Here is an 18,314-nt window from a genome sequence, read left to right on the forward strand (position 1 = left end):
TTTTTTATTTGGATGGATTAGTTTTCGGTTTAGTCTTGGTATACTATACTTGAGTTATGAACGAGGTGAGTGCGTTGGGAAGAGATCGGAAGTTTACAGATGAAGAATTATTTAATGCTACAAAATCTATGATTATCCACGATGGATACGAAGCATTTACATTTAGTCGATTAGCGGCGGTCTTAAATGTTTCAAGAGGTAGTATATATAAGTATTACGAAAATAAAGACGAACTAATATCGGAATTTCTTATGTACGAAATGAATCGTTTCCTACTTGAGTTTAATGCGCTAGACAAAACAGGAGATTTCCAAAGTCAATTTAATTTATTAATTGATTTCATATTTGAACATAATAATATCCATCAAGTGTTGGAAATAATTCATCAAATACCTTCTAACACAACAAAAAGAGTAGAAGATAACAAATCCAAATTAAGTGAATATCATGTGGATATGTATAAGCAATTCCAAGGCTTTATCGAGTTAGGACGAAAAGAAAATAAGATAAAAAGTCATATTCCTACAGCGGTTATGTTGGGAATGATCTTTCAAACAATTGCAATTCCGAACCATTTTGCCATCCCACAAGATGAATGGATTGCATCCATAAAAGAAATATTAAGTCATGGAATGTTCAGTAAAGAGTAATTGACATATCTGTCACTTATGAAGTATTGTAAGAGACAGATATTTTTTTATTAAAAGTGACACTAGTGTCACTAAAATAATTTTACTGGAGAGTGATTAAATGAAGACCGTTTTACGACACATTACAGATTTTGTATCTAGTAAAAAAGGAATGTGGATTACCCTCGGAAGTTGGCTAGTTATAACTGTATTGCTTGCAGTATTGGCTCCGAGTGCAAGCGAGTACAAAGTCTCCAGTGTTGCATCATTACCGGAGGATGCTAAATCTGTCATTGCGCAAAAAAATATGGATGAGCATTTTAAAGATGCAGAAAGTCTTCCTGCAATTCTCGTTTTGCAATCGGAAGAGGCTGAATTAAATATAGATGCAATTGGAGTAGCTTTAGATAAGGTAAGTGCTTCTAATATTAACGGGCTAAAGGAAGTCATTCCTTTTAGTAGCTTACCTCCTCAAGCTCTCGCAGGATTTTTCTCAGAGGATAAAAAAACAGCAGTCATTCCGCTTAGTTTTATTACTTCTTTGCAAATCTCAGATCTTGAAAAAAGTTTAGAAGAAGTGAAAACAATAGTAGCAAAGGAAACAGGCTCTACTGTTTATATGACAGGACCCGCTGGAATTGCAGTAGATACAACAAAGCTATTTGAACGTGCAGATATTGTTTTACTACTGGCTACTGTAGGAATAATACTGGTTCTACTAATTATTATTTATCGTTCGCCATTGCTTGCTTTAATTCCATTACTAGCCGCAGCATTTGTGTACGAAGTAGTAAATCAAATCCTTGGTTTATTTGGAAAAGCAGGATTAGATCTTGCTAGCCAATCAACTTCTATTATGTCTATTTTATTGTTTGCTGCGACAATCGATTACTCATTATTCGTGTTCTCAAGATATCGCGAAGAATTAAAAAACTATGAAAGTAAGTTCGATGCGATGAAATGGGCGATGCGTGAAACTGGTATTCCAGTATCCTTCGCTGGGGGAACTGTTCTTGCAGCAATGCTTGTTTTGTTCTTTGCTGAATTTGGGGATTACAAAAACTTTGCTCCGATATTTGGGGCTACGATGTTCGTCATTATGATTGCATCTGTTACATTGATTCCAGCACTTTTCACGCTTTTCGGAAGAAAATCTTTCTGGCCGAAGATTCCAAAGTTTGGGGAGGAAGAAGTAAAAGCAAACTCTTTATGGAATAAAATCGGTTCATTTGTTGTAAATAAGCCAGTTGTAGCAGCTCTTTCCATTCTTGCTATTTTAGTAATTTCTTCATTGAACTTGTTTAATTTAAAATATGAGTTTGATACGATGAAGTCTTTCCCAAGTGATATGGCTTCACGTGAAGGGTATGAAATTATTGAAGAACAATTTGAAAAAGGAGATCTCGCACCAACGACAGTACTATTTGAATCTGAAAATGAAATAACAGAGGAAATGCAGGCAAATTTAATAAAACAGCTTTCAAAGCAGAACTTAGTAAGTAGTGTACGTGCATCAGGAATTTCCGAAGATGGGCTTGCAGCGCAATTTCAATTAACTTTTAAAGAAAATCCATATTCTTCGGAATCAATGGATGCATTGGAACAGATGATAGGGAACGCAGAGAGCATTGTTAGAGATAGCAACGTTCAAGGTGATATTTATTTTGCAGGTGAAACAGCATCCCAAGTGGATGACCGCTCAATCAACAATCGAGATTTAATCGTCATCGTATTGTTAGAAACAATTTTGATTTTTGTTTTATTGATCTTGTTAACAAAATCCATTAAAATGCCTATTTACATGATGGGAACTATCTTATTATCATTTTTGGCAGCACTTGGTCTAGGTATGTTCTTGACAAACCTTTTCTTCGACATTGATACAATTAGTAACCGAGTTCCTCTTTATTCGTTTGTATTCCTTGTAGCATTAGGAATTGATTATAATATCATTCTAATTTCTAGATTTATGGAAGAAAGGGAAAAACACTCGGTTAAAAAAGCGGTACAAATAGCAGTTTCTCATACTGGAGGAGTTATTTCTTCCGCGGGTATCCTCCTCGCAGCAACTTTCGCCGTGTTAATGACACAACCTATACAATTACTATTTGTATTTGGCTTTATCGTAGCAGTTGGAATCATACTCGATACTTTCTTAATTCGAGGAATACTACTGCCAGCATTAATCGTATTGTTTGAAAAAGATAAAAAATAAAACACAAAACACTTGGTAGCAGCAACCTCAAACTACCAAGTGATTTTTTATGATGTTTCAAAAGTGTTACGGGTGCCTGGCAACAGTAACACTTTTGTGTTGATAAAAATTTCTAGGCAGGAGGTGATTTTCTGCTATATAATAAATTCAACAAAATGAATTAAATGGAAATGGAGCTATCATTTTGACATACATATTCATCGTTATAATGGCTGGCACGCTCAGTTTGTTTTTAAGCTTATACGTGCAAATAAAAATTAAGGATGCTCCGGGTGCCAAGTCATATGTTATAGTTACTTTTTTGTCATCAGTTTTCACTTTCGCCTACGCTTTTGAATTAGCAAGCTCCACTTTACAACAAATGAAATTTTGGCTTAGTGTCGAGTATCTTGCTATGCCTTTTATCCCTGTGTTTGTCCTATTGATGTGTGTGGAATATGTAGGGCAAAAGCTGAAGCACTGGGTATATTATGTTCTATTTCTTATTCCTTTCACGACTATATTCATGATGCAGACAAATAATCTACATCATCTATACTACACATCCCTAAATTTAGAGAATACTAGTACCTCTCCTATACTAAAACTTGATTGGGGTCCATGGTTTTATGTTCACTCCATCTTTGTTTTCTTGTGCTTAATCATATCTATCGTTGTATTACTTAGACAATTTAGAAATGCCTTATTTATGTTTCGAATGCAGATTTTATTGATGGTTGCGGGACTACTTACTCCTATCATAGCGAACTATTTTTATTTAAATGGGTGGAGCAAAGGTATCGATTTAGGTCCTGTCTCTTTAAGTATCACCTTTCTCTTTCATGGTGTTGCTCTTATTTCCTTGAAAATGTTCAATGTAGCCCCAATTGCCAGAGATAGTGTTTTTGAAAGTATGAAGGAAGGAGTTATTGTTATTAATCAAAACCAAGTAATTGTCGACTTCAATCAAGCGGCGCTAACTATTATTCCTGCATTGAGCGAGCAGCAAATAGGTAAAACAATTATTGAGATTTTGGGAAATAAATCAAGCCTTTCAGAAAAAATAAAGGCAGAGCAGGAGTGCGACTATACGATGTCTTCAGACGAGAAAGTTTTACATTACCGCATAAACTTTTCTCCGATTCTGAATAAAAATGGATTACATGTTGGGAAAATTATTACCTTTTTTGATGTGACAGAGAGAGTGAATATGCAGGACAAACTAAAGATGCTAGCTAGTTTGGATGGCTTGACTCAAGTATTGAATCGAACTTTTTTTATGAGAAAATCGGAAATGATTATGGACCATCTAATACTGAATGGTGGTAGTATCTCGGTAATCATGTTTGATATCGATTACTTTAAAAAAATTAATGATACATTTGGACATGAAGCAGGGGATTTAGTATTAACGCAAGTTACCCAAACTGTCCAAGAAGAATTACATAATACAGAATTTATGGGCCGTTATGGCGGAGAAGAATTTATCATATGTATGCCAAAAACCTCTTTAGCAGAAGCTAGTGCTCGTGCTAAAAGCATTCGAGCGGCAGTAGAGGAAAGCTATACGATTTTTAATGGTGAAAAAATTATGGTAACTTCAAGCTTTGGAGTCTCTAATGCTATTGTTGAAGAGGGGGAGGATCGTTATTCTCTTTCAGACCTAATTCGGCAGGCAGATATGGCTTTATACACTGCAAAAAACAATGGAAGAAATTGCGTAGAATCTTATGAGGAAAACAATATCTATTCATATAGTTAGGGGTATTACAGGAGTATTACGGGTGCCAGGCACCTGCAATACTCCTGTAGCAATTTAGAATACTTTTTTGCGGTCTCTTTCGTCTTTTATCATCTCTACTGCTTCCCGGAAGCGGAGCGAGTGAATATTTTCTCTTTCTCTTAAGAATCTTAAAGCATCACTAACGCCAGGGTCATCGGAGATATCGATTAACCATTGATAGGTTGCGCGTGCTTTTTCCTCCGCTGCAATGTCTTCATATAAATCTGCAATTGGATCTCCTTTTGCCTGGATATATTCCGTTCTAAATGGCACTCCTCCCGCATTTTCATAAAATAGTGCATGGCCATGATTAACAAAGTGGGCGCCAAGACCAGCTTTTTCTAGTTGCTCTGGTGTCGCGTCTTTCGTTAATTTATAAATCATCGTTGCTAGCATTTCCAGGTGAGAAAATTCTTCTGTTGAAATATCCGTAAGAAGGCCAATTACTTTATCTGGAACCGTGTACCGTTGATTCATATATCGTAGAGCGGCAGCGAGTTCTCCATCAGCACCACCATATTGCTCCATTAAATACCTAGCAAGCATAGGATTACATGTAGTTACTTCCACTGGATAAAGCAGTTTTTTTTCATAAACCCACATGGCGTTTCCCCTTTCTCATCGTTGCCATGGCCATGGAGGTGAATTCCATTGCCAACCGACTTCTATTGCTTGTTTGGAAGGGACCGATGTTAATGAAAGTGGTCCGTATTTACTCTCATAGTGTCTACGAACTCTAGCTGCTTCCTTTATTGCGTTTCTCCACTGATTTCGTGCGTCCTCATCATCTGGATGTGTATCGGTATACAAGGTTAGTTCCACTACGACAAAATCCAGTTGCTGCACTTTTTTCAACAGGTTCCACTCATCGTCATACACATTCATGAAATTCCCTCCTCCCGAAAAAATCCATCGACAAATGCAGGCCAGAGGGACCCATGCATGAGCGCTTCCTCAGGAGAAAATTGAGGGAGACCAGGTTGTTGAAAGTTTGTATAAACTTGTGGAGGTAAAACAAATTTCTTTACTAACATAGGTGGACAGGGATCTCTTGGCGATACATAAGGCTTATAACTACCTCGGAACATTGAACGGTCCAAATGACATCACTCCTTCCGTTCATCCTATGTATGGAAAGGCTCGTCTGATTCGTAGTGGACAACGTCAAAAAAAAAAGAAGGGAATTATCCCTTCTTACTAGTTAGGTAAACACCCAATATGGTGAAAAATCCTCCAACTATATGAAACAATTGAATAGATTCCTCAATGAATAAAACGGCGAATACTGTAGCAAAAACAGGTATTAAATTCAAATAAATGCCGGCTTTATTCGCTCCTATTTTCACTACTCCTGTGTTCCATGAGAGGAAGGCGACGATGGAGGCAAAAATCCCTGTATAGAAAATAGCAGAAATAGATTTAATAGACCAGATTACATTAATGGCTGGATTCCATGTTTCATATAGGAAAAAAGGAAAAAGAATAATGATTCCCACTAAAATAGTTACTAGAAATGTAGAGTGAACAGGAAGCTTTTGTGCATATTGTTTTACTAAAGTGGAGTAAATACTCCAGCAAATAACCGCGGTAACTACTAACAAGTCTCCTCTATTAAATGACAACTCAAGGAAACTCTGAAAAGAACCTTTGGAGATGATACATAACAGTCCTACCAAAGAAATAAAGGTACCCAGTAATTGATTTTTATTTAGTCTCTCCTTAAAAAAAACAAAAGATATGATATAGATAAGGATTGGCGTTGATGTATTTACTAGGGATGCATTAATAGACGTTGTATAGTGCAAAGCTAAGTAAACAAGTGCAGTAAAACCAACAATTCCCGTTAAAGACATTGCTAATACAATTAGCCAATATCTCTTTATTAGCCTCCATTCCTTTTTCAGAGGTTTCCAAACAATTGGTAAAAAGATAATAAATGCTAAGCACCATCTTATAAAAGCAAATGTAAAGGGAGGTAATTCATCCGCAACAGCTCGTCCATATGCGAAATTCCCTCCCCATAGTAGAGTAGCGATTATTAGTAATGTAATAGGTGGAACACTATTCATGAACAAAACCCTTTTCTCAAAATGTAATTTATACCCCTAAAAAAAATAGAACGAGTGGGATGCTGATTATACTTATTAATGTCGTAACAAAGGTAGTGAAAGAAACGAGATCTGGTTCAGTGCCAAATTGGAGCGCAAGAAGTGTTGTATTCGCTGCAGTTGGCATTGCCGCTTGTATGATAAACACTGTTTTAATCAGATCATTAAGTGGCATGAAATAAACAATTACAACTGCAAGTAGAGGTGATACAACCATTCGTATAACTGTTACAGCTGAAACAAAACGATAAGCTACTTTTTTACGAGAAATAACTGCCAGCTGCATTCCAAGAACAAGCATAACAGTTGGGATAGAAGCATCTGCTACAAGGCTGATTCCTTCCATTATTACTTGAGGTATCGTAATGGACGTTAATTGTAAAACAATACCTGCAACAGCTGTGTAAATAACTGGCATACGTATTACTTTATGAACAGACTGCTTCCAAGTAGCTTTTTCTTCTCCTCCAAGAGAAGCAAAAAAGATTCCAAACGTATTTATGATTAGGCCATGTAAAACCATAATAACAACGGCATAATCAAACCCCACAGCACCTAAAGCAAAAAGTACAACTGGTGCCCCGTAATTACCGCTGTTTGGAAACACTGCTCCGAGTATGATTGCTGCATATTGAGGACGAGTAGTCTTCATTATGCGAGCAGTTATCCAGGAAACAAGCAATAGTGTAAAAGTAAGCAATAAACAAGCTAGTACAATATAAAAATAGTCTATCGTCAATTCATTCGTATAAAATGTCCGAAAAGCTAAGAAAGGGGACATCAAATAAAGTGCGGCACTGGATATAGATTTAATGTCAAAGCCAATTAATCTTTGTCCAATATAGCCAATAAAAAATATTAAAAATACCGGTAAAATAATTAATATTAATTCCAAAAAACTCACCTCTACAAATATATTACATTTATATATTAGGCAATGGCAATAACTTCTAGTAATTTATACTGGGCATCAGCATATATAGTAAGAGTGTAAAATAGGGGGAGGGTTTTTGCTGGGAAAAACATTCGAAGAGTCAGCGCTGTATGAGCTTCATTTCTGGTTGAAAGTGTTGGAGGACCACGGAAGATTTATTCATGATTCATTGGCTCCAAGTGAGAAGGAAAAAATTGAAGTCGCAAGTTCATTTATTAAAAGATTTAGCCAGTTACTTACTACTTCCAAACAATCCTTATCGAAACAGGAATTAATATCTTTGGCGGCTAAGGCGAAAACATCAAGTGAAAAAATACGTTCATTTAAATTATATTTATTAAAAGAACACTTAGTTGGTAATATTAAAATCGCTTTGCCACCAACTTTCATCAATCATATGGTCAATGAAGTAGAAGAAGCGATACGTGTGTTTTCCTACTTAGAAAAGGGTGAGAACGTTCCTATTGTACATCTACTGCACCATGATTTACTATGGCTATTAGATGCTGCCGGTCATGCAGGTGCAATAGATGCAAATTTGGATAGTGTAGAGAAAAAACTAAAAGAAAAAGGTCAACAATTTATGAAGGAATGGGAAGACTTCTATTTGAAAGCAGTTGAATTTGCTGGTTATTTACGTACCAATATTGAAAAGTTTCCAGCCTTAGATAAATTCCACGATGATGTAGAATTAGAAATGAAAATATTTAAGATGTTTCTAAAGGAATTAGAAGAAATGAGAATAAAAAAAGAAGCGCTTGGAACTTTTACGCCGCTCATGGCTGATCATATGGCGAGAGAAGAGACCTATTATTTAACAAAGCTAGCGCAGACCACATAAAAACCTCACTATTAGTGAGGTTTTTTTATTGGCAACTATTCCATAATGATTTATACCTTTAAACTTAGATATTTCCTGATATTCCTCGCTATTTCTGGAGGTACATATTCAGAGTAAGACGTTTAAAAAGTGTCTTGAGAGAAAAATTTGTAGAGTAGGCAGAAGAATTGACACTTTCAATATTATAATTTATAGTTATTTTGAATTCAAAATATGTCATAATGAGATATATTAATTCAAAGTAGAGGTAGTGATTAGGTTATGGGTTTTATAGACAAATTATTTGGTAGAACCAAAGAGGAGGAAATAGTAATGACAGCAGAAAAATTAAGAATTGGTATCGTAGTTGGTAGTGTACGTCAAGGACGTAATGCGGAAGCAGTTTCTAAATGGATGTATGACTTTGCTACAAAACGCAACGATGCAGATTATGAGTTAGTAGATCTTGTAGATTACAAATTACCATTCTTAGGGGAAGAACTTCCTGCAGATAGACAAGATGCTGCTAATACAGCAATTAAATCTTGGTCTGACAAAATGGCTTCATTTGATGGTTTCATTTTTGTAGCACCTGAGTATAATCATGCAATTGGTGGAGCTCTTAAAAATGCACTTGATTACCTTAAACCTGAAGTTGCAAACAAAGTAGCTGGTATGGTAGGTTACGGTAGCTTAGGTGGTACACGTGCACATGAAAATCTTCGTTTAATCTTAGGAGAACTTTCTGTAGCGGACGTTCGTACTGCAGTGACATTCTCACTTATGTCTGATTTTGAAAACATGAGCGTTTTCAAACCAGCTGAATACCATGCAGCAAATGCAAACCAAATGCTTGATGAAGTTCTTGCATGGGGCGGCGCTTTAAAAACAATTCGCTAATTTAAATAAAATACCTAAAAAATGCCAAGTTGAGTTTACTATTCAACTTGGCATTTTTTTGTATTTTATTGCTCTGATGATAGTGGAGCGGAGGCGCTTGCCTCACTCTGAGCCTCCTCTGGCCGTAGAAACAATTTTATCAAAGATGGAATTCTACATCTGCTTTCAAAATAATAGATTGACAATACATTAATAGAATTCTACTTTATTTCTTATCAAGACTGGCATTCGTGCCCTTCCAGCCGCTTGGTACGCTCTAAGTTGCATCTTACAAAGTGAAAAATCATCCGTAATAAATTTCAGAGTCATTTCATAGATTAATCTCGCTTGAATTATTAGAATAATTAGAAATATTATATAAAAAGAGTTATAGTTTACTTACAAGCTTTTAATTAGGAATATCCGTCTTATAAAAAATTTTCTGGGGTGATGAATATGAATATTAAAGGGAAAATAGCGGTCGTAACTGGTGGTGCATCTGGTTTAGGGCTAGGAACAGTTACAAGTTTAGTAGAGCAAGGAGCAAAGGTTGTAATATTTGATATAAATGAAATCAATGCAAAAAAAGTATGTGATGAGCTGGGCCAAAACGTATTTTATTTCATTGTAAATGTGTCCGATCCAGAATCCGTGCAGTCAGCCATTCAACAAACAATCGAACGACACGGATCTATTCACATTTGTATTAATTGTGCGGGGGTTGGAACGCCACAAAAAACAATTGGGCGGTCAGGTGCAATGCCTCTAGAAAATTTTAAGCAAGTAATTGATATTAACTTAATAGGTACTTTTAATGTTTTAAGGCTAGCTGCAGCAGAAATGACTAAAAACGAGCCTCTAACTGATGGGGGAGAACGTGGAATCATTATTAATACTGCATCTGTTGCAGCTTTTGATGGTCAAATGGGGCAAGCGGCTTATGGTGCAAGTAAGGCAGGAGTAGCTGGAATGACATTACCTATTGCACGTGATTTGTCTTCTTATGGAATAAGAATAAACACGATTGCTCCAGGATTATTCCGCACACCAATGGCAGCGTCTTTACCAGATAAAGTAGTGGAAAAATTAGAGTCGATGGTCGAGTTTCCAAAACGGTTAGGACGACCAGATGAGTATGCATCACTAGTGAAGTTCATCATCGAAAATGAGTATATTAATGGTGAGGTGATTCGTCTTGATGGTGGGATTAGAATGTCACCGAGATAAGTACTAGTTTGGAAGGTTACTTACAAAGAGGGGTGGACAGAATAATGAGGGAAGTCGTGATAGTAGATGGGATCCGAACAGCGGTAGGGAGTAGAAAAGGGGTTTATGCTAATTATAGATCGGACGAACTTGCAGCAGTTGTTCTAGATGAGCTTGTAACACGTATAGGTTTAGATAAGGCGGAAGTGGAGGATGTAATCTTAGGATGTGTCACCCAATCAGGAGAACAAGGTGGTAATATTGCAAGAACTGCAGCGTTGATTGCAGGATTTCCAATTCACGTGCCGGGTGTAACAATCGATAGACAATGCGGCTCCAGTCAGCAAGCGGTTCATTTTGCTTCACAAGCAATCGCATCTGGTGATATGGACATTGTGATTGCTGGAGGCGTAGAAAGTATGACGCGGGAGCCTATGTTTTCAAATATTGGAGATACTAAACCGAGTTCTAAACTAACCGAAAAATATGAAATTATCAATCAAGGATTATCTTCAGAAAGAATGGTAAAGAAGTGGAATTTAACACGGAATGAGCTGGATCAATATTCTTCTGATAGTCATAAAAAAGCATTAGAAGCAATTAAGAATGGTCACTTTAAAAAAGAAATTGTGCCGATTGAAATACTTCAAGAAGATGGTAGCGTCAAAATAGTTGATATTGATGAAGGGCCAAGGGATGGTTCAACGCCAGAAGTACTAAATCAATTAAAAACGGTATTTGATGAGGAAGGCGTAATTACTGCAGGGAATGCGAGTCAAATGAGTGATGGTGCTTCTGCTGTTTTACTTATGTCTCAAGAAAGGGCAAACCAACTAAGCTTAAGACCAAAAGCACGCATTGTTGCTAGAAGTGTAACAGGATCAGATCCTACGCTAATGCTAACGGGTCCAATTGAAGCTACTAAAAAAGTTTTGTTAAAAGCTGGACTGACGATTGGCGACATTGACACATATGAGGTAAATGAGGCATTTGCCCAAGTTCCACTTGTTTGGTTGAAAGAGACAGGGGCGGATCCAAAAAAATTAAACCCAGATGGAGGAGCAATCGCACTCGGACATCCATTGGGAGCAACTGGAACGAAGCTTTTAGTAACTATTTTGCATAGATTAGAACGTACTGGTGGTCGTTATGGGCTTCTAGCCATTTGTGAAGGAATGGGAATGGCCAATGCAACTATTATTGAACGGATAGAATAAGGGGGATTGAAATTGGCAAGATATCGTTTTGAAACGGAAGACCATGAAATATTTCGTCAATCGCTTCGGAAGTTCCTTCAAAAAGAAGCTGTCCCCTTTTACGATACTTGGGAGAAACAAAAAGCGATTCCTATTTCTTTTTGGAAGAGGCTAGGAGAGATGGGATTTCTCTGCCCCCAAGTGGAAGAGGAATTTGGAGGACTAGGGCTAGATTTTAGTTATAGTGTAATTATTTCTGAGGAGTTAGAGAGAGTTGGAACTAGTTTAGTAGGAGTCGGTCTACATAATGATATCGTCGTTCCATATATTGAGTCTTTTGGATCAAAGGAACAAAAGCAGCGTTGGCTCCCCAATTGTATATCAGGTGATTCGATTACAGCCATTGCAATGACCGAGCCAGGAACCGGATCTGACCTAGCTAATGTTCAAACGACTGCTATTTTGGATGATGAGCACTATGTGTTGAATGGTCAAAAGACGTTTATCACAAATGGTATTAACGGAAGTTTATTTTTGGTTGTTGTTAAAACAAATCCAAAAGCAGAACCAAAACATAAAGGTATAAGTCTGCTCATGGTAGAAGAAGGAACTCCCGGTTTTACAAAAGGTCGAAAACTCGATAAAGTAGGACTTCACGCACAAGACACTGCCGAATTATATTTCGAGGATTGTCGAGTACCAATTGGTAATTTAATTGGAGAAGAAGGGCATGGCTTTAGTTATTTGATGGAAAAACTACAACAAGAAAGGCTAGTAGTCGCTATTGCAGCACAAATTGCTTCCGAGGATATGTTGGAAATAACTATGGAATATGTGAAATCTCGTAAAGCATTTGGTAAGGCTGTGTCATCCTTTCAAAATACACAATTTAAACTAGCGGAGATGGCGACAAAAATAGAGCTTGGGAAATCATTCCTAGAGTCACTAATTGAGGATCATCTTACTGGAAAAGACGTCGTGACAAAGGTGTCAATGGCTAAGTATTGGTTGACTGAAACGGCTCGTGAAATTTCCGTAGAGTGTATGCAATTACATGGAGGCTATGGCTATATGGAAGAATACAAAATAGCAAGAAGATATCGTGATATACCAGTCGCCTCTATTTACGCAGGTACTAACGAAATTATGAAGGTAATCATTGCAAAAAATTTAGGGTTATAAAAATTAGACCTCATTTCATTGTCTAAAGGACAGGGGAATGAGGTTCCTTATTGTTTGACAACAAAATAAAAAAGTCATATAATATCTTTAATTCAAGATAAACGAATTCAAAGTAAAGTGGAAGGAGTAGAAAAGATATGGGTGAGAATTTATCGTTAAAATCGTTTGTTGTTTTGATGAAAGCATCTAAATCTGTGCAAGATCGGACGAAAAAAGACATTAGTAGCTATGAAATGCATACATCTGAATTCACCGTGTTAGAAGCCCTATATAATAAAGGAAAACAAACGGTACGACAAATTTCAGATTCAGTGCTTATTAATTCGGGTTCCATCACTTACGTAATCGATAAATTAGAAACAAAGGGTTTATTAGAGCGATTAAATTGTAAAGAAGACCGTCGTGTTGTCTATATTCAAATTACGGAAGCTGGTAAACAATTTATGGATGAGATCTTTCCAAAGCATGTATCCGTAATTGAAGAAATCTTTTCAGGAATAACGAAAGAAGAAAAAGTTGTATTGATCGATTTATTAAAAAAAGTTGGAAAGAATAACAACAGTCACTAAATAATAAGAGAGGAAATTGTAAAATGAAAAAAACAGCAGGAATACACCATATTACGGCAATTGTAGGACATCCACAGGAAAATGTCGATTTTTATGGAGGGGTTTTAGGACTACGGTTAGTGAAGAAAACAATTAATTTCGATGACCCAGGAACATATCATTTATACTTCGGAAATGGTGGAGGAAAACCAGGGACTATTATTACATTTTTTCCATGGGTCGGCGCTTATCAAGGGAAAATTGGGGATGGACAAGTTGGTGTGACATCTTATGTGATACCAGTTGGGGCAATGCCTTTTTGGGAAAAAAGATTGGAAAAATTAGGTGTTCTTTTTAATAAGGAATCACGCTTTGGAGAAACTTATATTACGTTGGAGGACCCACATGGCCTCCGGTTAGAACTAGTGGAAAGAGAAGATGGTGAAGCTAACAATTGGACTTTTGGTGATATCACCGCTGAAGTAGCAATTAAAGGTTTTGGTGGAGCAATATTGTTTTCATCAAAACCAGAAAAAACTGCAAAAACACTAGAAGAAGTGATGGGACTTGAGAAAATTGCAGAAGAAGGTGATTTAATTCGTTTCAAATCAATTGGTGAAATCGGGAATGTGATCGATTTAAAAACGACATCTAGAGGCCGTGGGCAAATGGGTGTAGGCACAGTTCATCATATTGCTTGGAGAGCTGAAGATGATAAAGATCAACTAGATTGGCAGCAATATGTAGGCAATCATGGATATGGAGTAACCGAAGTAAAAGATAGAAACTACTTTAATGCAATCTACTTCAGAGAGCATGGAGAGATTTTATTTGAAATTGCAACGGATCCTCCAGGATTTGCTCATGATGAATCGCTTGAAACTATGGGCGAGAATTTAATGCTACCTTATCAATATGAAAAGTATCGAGAACGATTGAACAATGAGTTAATTCCAATCAAAATAAGAAACTTTGACTAATTTGAGGAGGAATCCCTTTGCTTTCCTTTGATCCGAAAAAAAGTACAGAAAGAGAAAATTATAAATTGGTAATCGGTAGTATAATTCCTAGACCGATTGCATTTGTAACCAGTTTGGCGAAAGATGGAACGATAAACGGTGCACCCTTTAGTTTTTTCAATATTGTTTCGTCTAATCCGCCAATGATTTCCCTTGCGATTCAGCGGAAAAATGGAGAACGAAAAGATACCGCACGAAACATTTTAGAAAGAAATGAGTTTGTTGTCCACATTGTGGATGAAGAAAATGTAGAAAAGATTAATATAACTGCTGTCTCGCTGCCTCCGAATGAAAGTGAAATCAAAAAAGCTGGGTTAACCTTGGCATCAAGTGAAATAATCGGTACTCCAGGAATCAAAGAAGCGAAAGTTAGGTTTGAATGCACTTTAGAGCAAATTATTGAGTTGGGTGATGGTCATTCTATTGGAACGGATCTCATTATAGGAAAAATAGTTCATTTTCATATAGATGAATCTATTTACGAAGACGGGAGAATCAATCATCAAACACTTGGAGCGGTTAGCCGTTTAGCAGGTTCTAACTACGCTAAAATTGGTGAAGTATTTTCGATAGAAAGACCAAAATAAGATAGATAAGATTACCTCCGAAGACCGAATGTCGGTATTCGGAGGTTTTTTTGCTCTTTATTTATATCGTATGTTACGATATAAATAAGTATTATTTAAGGGAGGATACAAAGGTGACCGAGCAAATAACGAGGCTAAATCAATATTGGACAGATATTTATTTTTATTTACATTATCCACATGAGGATAAAATCTCCCATCAGGCAGTACGTATACTTCAGCTTATAGAAAAAAAACAATTTGTTGGCGTGAATGATGTAGCTATTTTTTTACAAATTTCGCCTAATACAGCATCAGAACATGTAAAGAGATTATTGGAGAAAAAATATATTAAAAAAGAAAAGAGCGCCGAGGATAAAAGGAAAGTAAGTTTAACTTTAACTGAGCTAGGCAAAAGCGTGTTACATCGAAATACGAATTTGGATGAGGAAAAATTAAAAATAGCACTAGAGCAGCTATCGAACCAAGAAAGAATGATGATTGAGAAAGCATTAGAAATATTAAGTAAGGGTGCGAATAAATGTATGTAATTGTGAAAATAATGATTTCTGCTATTTTAATAGGGATTGTAACAGAAGTTTCGAGAAGGTTTCCGACCTATGGCGGAATAATTGCTGCGCTTCCTTTAGTTAGCCTTTTAAGTATTATATGGTTATATGTACAAGGTGAACAAACTACTGTGTTAAGTAAGTTTGCATTAGGAGTTCTTTGGGGATTTCCTGCTACCGCAGTGATGTTGTTAATTGTTTATATCTCCTTACAAAATTCTCTTCATTTATTCGTGTCTATCGGATTAGGGATTTGTGGATGGCTTTTGTTTTTATTTGTACAAGACGTTACGATTGATTTTGTCAAAGGATTGCTCTAATTAGAAAGGCTGGCAAAGCGCCAGCCACAATTTTATAGATTTCCTGCGTGTTTCCATTTAGTAGGTGTTCCAGCTTTAGGGCAATTTGGGAATGTTGCTCCTACTTCTAATTCTAATTCATCTCCGTCTTCATCTACATATTTACCGGATTCCGTTACCTTATCTCCAGAATTATGATAATGACTTTCCGAATGCTTCCAATAGGTCGAAATTTCCGATTCTGGGCAAGAAGGAAATTTATCGCCCTTATATAATGTTTTCGTAATACCAGCTTCGCAAGTGTATTCTCCTGTTTCTTTTACGATGTCGTCTGTTGAGTGTTCATATAGATGATTGGTCATATAATATTCCTCCTTCAATTAATAACGTATAATTTATTTACCCATGAAGTAATTAATAAAACATTAGGAAAACAAAATCATACAGCACGATTAAAGATATCAACAAGTTCTCCACAACTTGGAGCAAGAGAAAAGTGTGCGATCAAAATAAAATCACACACTTCAGACTATAGCCAAACTCGAATTTATTATATTGGATAGTTTAGATTTTCCGAAGCTTACCGCTCGCTTTCCGCGGGCGAGCGCCGAGCCGCTTCGTCGCTACGCTCCTGCAGGGTCTCGTCTGTCTCGCTTTTCCCGCAGGAGTCGAGCGGACGCTTCTCCAAACCGATAAAATGCTACGTTATTATTTGTATATACTCAGGAAGAATAATATTGAGGTAATTGAAAATATGACACAATATTAACTTAATGAAGCTAACTGCCTTTTGTCTTCAATCCGAAAGAAATAATATCTCTAAATATTTTTTTGTGGGAAAAAAATATTCAAAATTAATGGTAGCCTTCAGTATTCACACAAAGTGAACTTGCTTTTACTATTTGAAAAATAGGAAGCCATATGTTGATTGAAACGGAGGACGGCGACTCCAGCGGGAACAGCGTGTCCAAGTGAGACCCCGAAGGAGCTTGCGACGAGGAGGCTCACGGACCGCCCGCGGAAAGCGTCCGCCCGTAGTGAAACTCAACTAAATAGTTTATCTATATTTATTGTAAGAAAAAAGACTGTAGTTCAAACACGAAGATATTCGAGTTTGTCCCCAGTCTAAAGTGTGCGATTAAAATAAAATCACACACTTTTTATGTTAATTTATGAAGTTAACTCTTTTTTGGGGGGAAATGGTCGGTCTATTGAATAAACTAGTGGCTTTATATCTTATTTGGTTGCTCTTATCCACACTTTACCAACATATTTTATTTCCAAACGTCTTCTGCGATTAGAACGACATGGCGGATTTTTTCCCATTGTTCTTCTTCTGTAAGAATGTTTCCTTCCTCCGTAGAAGAGAAGCCGCATTGTGGACTTAAGCATAACTGTTCTAGAGGCACATATTTTGTTGCTTCTGCAATTCTTGCTTTTATCTGGTCCGCGTCTTCTAAAGCACCATGTTTGGAAGTAATTAAACCAAGTACGATATTTAAATCAGAACGGTTCACATGACGAAGTGGTTCAAAGCTTCCAGAGCGCTCATCGTCAAATTCTAAGAAAAGACCGTCTACATTTAGTCCACCAAAAATCGTTTCCGAAACCAACTCATAGCTTCCGCTCGTAATATATGTAGAACGGAAATTACCACGACAAATATGCATAGATACGAGCATATCATCAGGTCTTTTTGCGATGGATTCGTTGATGGCGCGTGCAGAAAGTTGAAGAGCATGCTCCAAATCTAAACCGCGTTCTTTTAAAGAAGCAATGCCTTCCTCAGAAAAAGAGGTTGCCCAAGATGTATCATCGATTTGTAGATATCGACAGCCCTCATCATATAATGCCTGAATTACGCCTTGATATGCAGCGATTAAATCATTGAATAAATCCTCGTCACTGCTATAAAAGCCTTCTTCAATTGTTGCTCTATAGTAAAGCATATTTGGGCTCGGAATAGTAAACTTAACAACGGAGTCTCCAGCAATACTTTTTAGAAACTTGAAGTGATCAATCATATAATGAGTGCTAAAACCGATTTTACCTGTTACTTTAATACCGTGTGCTCTAGTTTGTACTCCTTTAAAGGAGAGTCCTTTATCAGTTTCATAGAACTCTACTCCATCAAGACCTCCTAGAAAGTCAAAGTGCCACCATTTACGACGAAATTCACCATCTGTAATGGATTTTAACCCTGCCTCTTTTTGTTTTTCTACTAGTTTTATAATCTCTTCGTTTTCGATCTGTTTTAATTGATCTGCAGTAATTTCTTTATTTTCATATTGTAAACGAGCCTGTTTTAAACGTTCTGGACGTAAAAAACTTCCAACGTGATCTGCTTTAAAAGGCGCTTTAAGTACTAATTGATTTGTCATG

20 protein-coding genes are annotated in these 18,314 nt (G+C 36.7%); 13 read left to right on the forward strand and 7 right to left on the reverse strand.

Going from position 1 to position 18,314, the window contains the following annotated elements; translation table 11 throughout:
- Positions 1 to 65: 65 nt before the first annotated feature.
- The 3 genes from P2Q73_RS20085 (at position 66) to P2Q73_RS20095 (ending at position 4,585) form a co-directional block, all read left to right on the forward strand.
- A complete protein-coding gene (locus P2Q73_RS20085; RefSeq protein ID WP_275790527.1) occupies positions 66 to 650 on the forward strand; it encodes a TetR/AcrR family transcriptional regulator in 585 nt (194 codons plus the stop codon).
- 100 nt (positions 651 to 750) lie between these two features.
- Entirely contained in the window at positions 751 to 2,844 is a 2,094-nt protein-coding gene (locus P2Q73_RS20090) for an MMPL family transporter (RefSeq protein WP_275790459.1), read from the forward strand.
- Positions 2,845 to 3,028: 184 nt separating this feature from the next.
- Entirely contained in the window at positions 3,029 to 4,585 is a 1,557-nt protein-coding gene (locus P2Q73_RS20095) for a histidine kinase N-terminal 7TM domain-containing diguanylate cyclase (RefSeq protein WP_275790462.1), read from the forward strand.
- Between the two features lie 54 nt (positions 4,586 to 4,639).
- Here P2Q73_RS20095 and P2Q73_RS20100 read toward each other — a convergent pair whose 3' ends face one another.
- The 5 genes from P2Q73_RS20100 to P2Q73_RS20120 form a co-directional block, all read right to left on the reverse strand.
- Positions 4,640 to 5,209: a manganese catalase family protein gene (locus tag P2Q73_RS20100; RefSeq protein WP_053590660.1), complete on the reverse strand. Its 570-nt coding sequence runs from the start codon at positions 5,207 to 5,209 to the stop codon at positions 4,640 to 4,642.
- A gap of 15 nt (positions 5,210 to 5,224) precedes the next feature.
- Positions 5,225 to 5,491 carry a spore coat protein CotJB gene (locus P2Q73_RS20105; protein ID WP_056828270.1) on the reverse strand — a complete coding sequence of 89 codons (267 nt, stop codon included), beginning with the start codon at positions 5,489 to 5,491 and terminating at the stop codon, positions 5,225 to 5,227.
- Positions 5,488 to 5,694, reverse strand: coding sequence for a spore coat associated protein CotJA (locus tag P2Q73_RS20110; RefSeq protein ID WP_053592203.1), 207 nt, complete (start codon positions 5,692 to 5,694; stop codon positions 5,488 to 5,490). Before P2Q73_RS20110 ends, P2Q73_RS20105 begins: the two co-directional genes overlap by 4 nt.
- Before the next feature lie 96 nt (positions 5,695 to 5,790).
- The gene (locus P2Q73_RS20115) at positions 5,791 to 6,675 is read right to left on the reverse strand and encodes a DMT family transporter (protein WP_275790466.1); all 885 of its coding nucleotides are present in this window, start codon (positions 6,673 to 6,675) and stop codon (positions 5,791 to 5,793) included.
- Positions 6,676 to 6,703: 28 nt separating this feature from the next.
- On the reverse strand, positions 6,704 to 7,609 hold the full coding sequence (locus P2Q73_RS20120) for an AEC family transporter (protein ID WP_056828267.1): 906 nt from the start codon (positions 7,607 to 7,609) through the stop codon (positions 6,704 to 6,706).
- A gap of 118 nt (positions 7,610 to 7,727) precedes the next feature.
- On the opposite strand from P2Q73_RS20120, the gene P2Q73_RS20125 reads away from it, so the two are divergent.
- The 10 genes from P2Q73_RS20125 to P2Q73_RS20170 all read left to right on the forward strand — a co-directional run bounded on the left by P2Q73_RS20125 (position 7,728) and on the right by P2Q73_RS20170 (position 15,953).
- On the forward strand, positions 7,728 to 8,489 hold the full coding sequence (locus tag P2Q73_RS20125; protein WP_056829118.1) for a DUF2935 domain-containing protein: 762 nt from the start codon (positions 7,728 to 7,730) through the stop codon (positions 8,487 to 8,489).
- Between the two features lie 312 nt (positions 8,490 to 8,801).
- A complete protein-coding gene (locus P2Q73_RS20130) occupies positions 8,802 to 9,368 on the forward strand; it encodes an NADPH-dependent FMN reductase (protein WP_056828265.1) in 567 nt (188 codons plus the stop codon).
- Between the two features lie 435 nt (positions 9,369 to 9,803).
- On the forward strand, positions 9,804 to 10,574 hold the full coding sequence (locus tag P2Q73_RS20135) for a 3-hydroxyacyl-CoA dehydrogenase (protein ID WP_056828263.1): 771 nt from the start codon (positions 9,804 to 9,806) through the stop codon (positions 10,572 to 10,574).
- 44 nt (positions 10,575 to 10,618) lie between these two features.
- Positions 10,619 to 11,770, forward strand: coding sequence for a thiolase family protein (locus P2Q73_RS20140; protein WP_275790470.1), 1,152 nt, complete (start codon positions 10,619 to 10,621; stop codon positions 11,768 to 11,770).
- Positions 11,771 to 11,782: 12 nt separating this feature from the next.
- The gene (locus tag P2Q73_RS20145; RefSeq protein WP_275790472.1) at positions 11,783 to 12,931 is read left to right on the forward strand and encodes an acyl-CoA dehydrogenase family protein; all 1,149 of its coding nucleotides are present in this window, start codon (positions 11,783 to 11,785) and stop codon (positions 12,929 to 12,931) included.
- Between the two features lie 137 nt (positions 12,932 to 13,068).
- Positions 13,069 to 13,500 carry a MarR family winged helix-turn-helix transcriptional regulator gene (locus P2Q73_RS20150; RefSeq protein WP_053590652.1) on the forward strand — a complete coding sequence of 144 codons (432 nt, stop codon included), beginning with the start codon at positions 13,069 to 13,071 and terminating at the stop codon, positions 13,498 to 13,500.
- Positions 13,501 to 13,523: 23 nt separating this feature from the next.
- On the forward strand, positions 13,524 to 14,459 hold the full coding sequence (locus P2Q73_RS20155; RefSeq protein WP_275790476.1) for a ring-cleaving dioxygenase: 936 nt from the start codon (positions 13,524 to 13,526) through the stop codon (positions 14,457 to 14,459).
- A 17-nt stretch (positions 14,460 to 14,476) separates the two neighbouring features.
- Positions 14,477 to 15,085 (forward strand): flavin reductase family protein, encoded by a 609-nt coding sequence (locus P2Q73_RS20160; RefSeq protein WP_056828249.1) that lies wholly within the window; start codon positions 14,477 to 14,479, stop codon positions 15,083 to 15,085.
- Positions 15,086 to 15,198: 113 nt separating this feature from the next.
- Complete coding sequence (locus tag P2Q73_RS20165; protein WP_275790479.1) at positions 15,199 to 15,615, forward strand: MarR family winged helix-turn-helix transcriptional regulator; 417 nt, start codon at positions 15,199 to 15,201, stop codon at positions 15,613 to 15,615.
- A complete protein-coding gene (locus tag P2Q73_RS20170; RefSeq protein WP_053590649.1) occupies positions 15,606 to 15,953 on the forward strand; it encodes a DUF3147 family protein in 348 nt (115 codons plus the stop codon). The genes P2Q73_RS20165 and P2Q73_RS20170 overlap by 10 nt, the downstream gene beginning before the upstream one ends.
- Positions 15,954 to 15,985: 32 nt before the next feature.
- Here the strand turns inward: P2Q73_RS20170 and P2Q73_RS20175 are convergent, their stop codons facing one another.
- Both P2Q73_RS20175 and P2Q73_RS20180 read right to left on the reverse strand, forming a co-directional pair.
- Positions 15,986 to 16,294 carry a hypothetical protein gene (locus P2Q73_RS20175; protein ID WP_275790481.1) on the reverse strand — a complete coding sequence of 103 codons (309 nt, stop codon included), beginning with the start codon at positions 16,292 to 16,294 and terminating at the stop codon, positions 15,986 to 15,988.
- A 912-nt stretch (positions 16,295 to 17,206) separates the two neighbouring features.
- Positions 17,207 to 18,313, reverse strand: coding sequence for a 5-methyltetrahydropteroyltriglutamate--homocysteine S-methyltransferase (locus tag P2Q73_RS20180; protein ID WP_275790484.1), 1,107 nt, complete (start codon positions 18,311 to 18,313; stop codon positions 17,207 to 17,209).
- Position 18,314: the final 1 nt, after the last annotated feature.

Origin of the sequence: Bacillus sp. Cr_A10, from assembly GCF_029222665.1 — a bacterium.
Taxonomy (GTDB): domain Bacteria; phylum Bacillota; class Bacilli; order Bacillales_A; family Planococcaceae; genus Psychrobacillus.

Bases quoted from the DNA above. Each gene is read 5' to 3' on its own strand.
- P2Q73_RS20140 (WP_275790470.1), top strand. From the start codon at position 10,619: ATGAGGGAAGTCGTGATAGTAGATGGGATCCGAACAGCGGTAGGGAGT.
- P2Q73_RS20150 (WP_053590652.1), top strand. From the start codon at position 13,069: ATGGGTGAGAATTTATCGTTAAAATCGTTTGTTGTTTTGATGAAAGCA.
- P2Q73_RS20180 (WP_275790484.1), bottom strand. From the start codon at position 18,313: ATGACAAATCAATTAGTACTTAAAGCGCCTTTTAAAGCAGATCACGTT.
- P2Q73_RS20155 (WP_275790476.1), top strand. From the start codon at position 13,524: ATGAAAAAAACAGCAGGAATACACCATATTACGGCAATTGTAGGACAT.
- P2Q73_RS20175 (WP_275790481.1), bottom strand. From the start codon at position 16,294: ATGACCAATCATCTATATGAACACTCAACAGACGACATCGTAAAAGAA.
- P2Q73_RS20100 (WP_053590660.1), bottom strand. From the start codon at position 5,209: ATGTGGGTTTATGAAAAAAAACTGCTTTATCCAGTGGAAGTAACTACA.
- P2Q73_RS20135 (WP_056828263.1), top strand. From the start codon at position 9,804: ATGAATATTAAAGGGAAAATAGCGGTCGTAACTGGTGGTGCATCTGGT.
- P2Q73_RS20110 (WP_053592203.1), bottom strand. From the start codon at position 5,694: ATGTTCCGAGGTAGTTATAAGCCTTATGTATCGCCAAGAGATCCCTGT.
- P2Q73_RS20170 (WP_053590649.1), top strand. From the start codon at position 15,606: ATGTATGTAATTGTGAAAATAATGATTTCTGCTATTTTAATAGGGATT.
- P2Q73_RS20090 (WP_275790459.1), top strand. From the start codon at position 751: ATGAAGACCGTTTTACGACACATTACAGATTTTGTATCTAGTAAAAAA.
- P2Q73_RS20130 (WP_056828265.1), top strand. From the start codon at position 8,802: ATGACAGCAGAAAAATTAAGAATTGGTATCGTAGTTGGTAGTGTACGT.
- P2Q73_RS20105 (WP_056828270.1), bottom strand. From the start codon at position 5,491: ATGAATGTGTATGACGATGAGTGGAACCTGTTGAAAAAAGTGCAGCAA.
- P2Q73_RS20115 (WP_275790466.1), bottom strand. From the start codon at position 6,675: ATGAATAGTGTTCCACCTATTACATTACTAATAATCGCTACTCTACTA.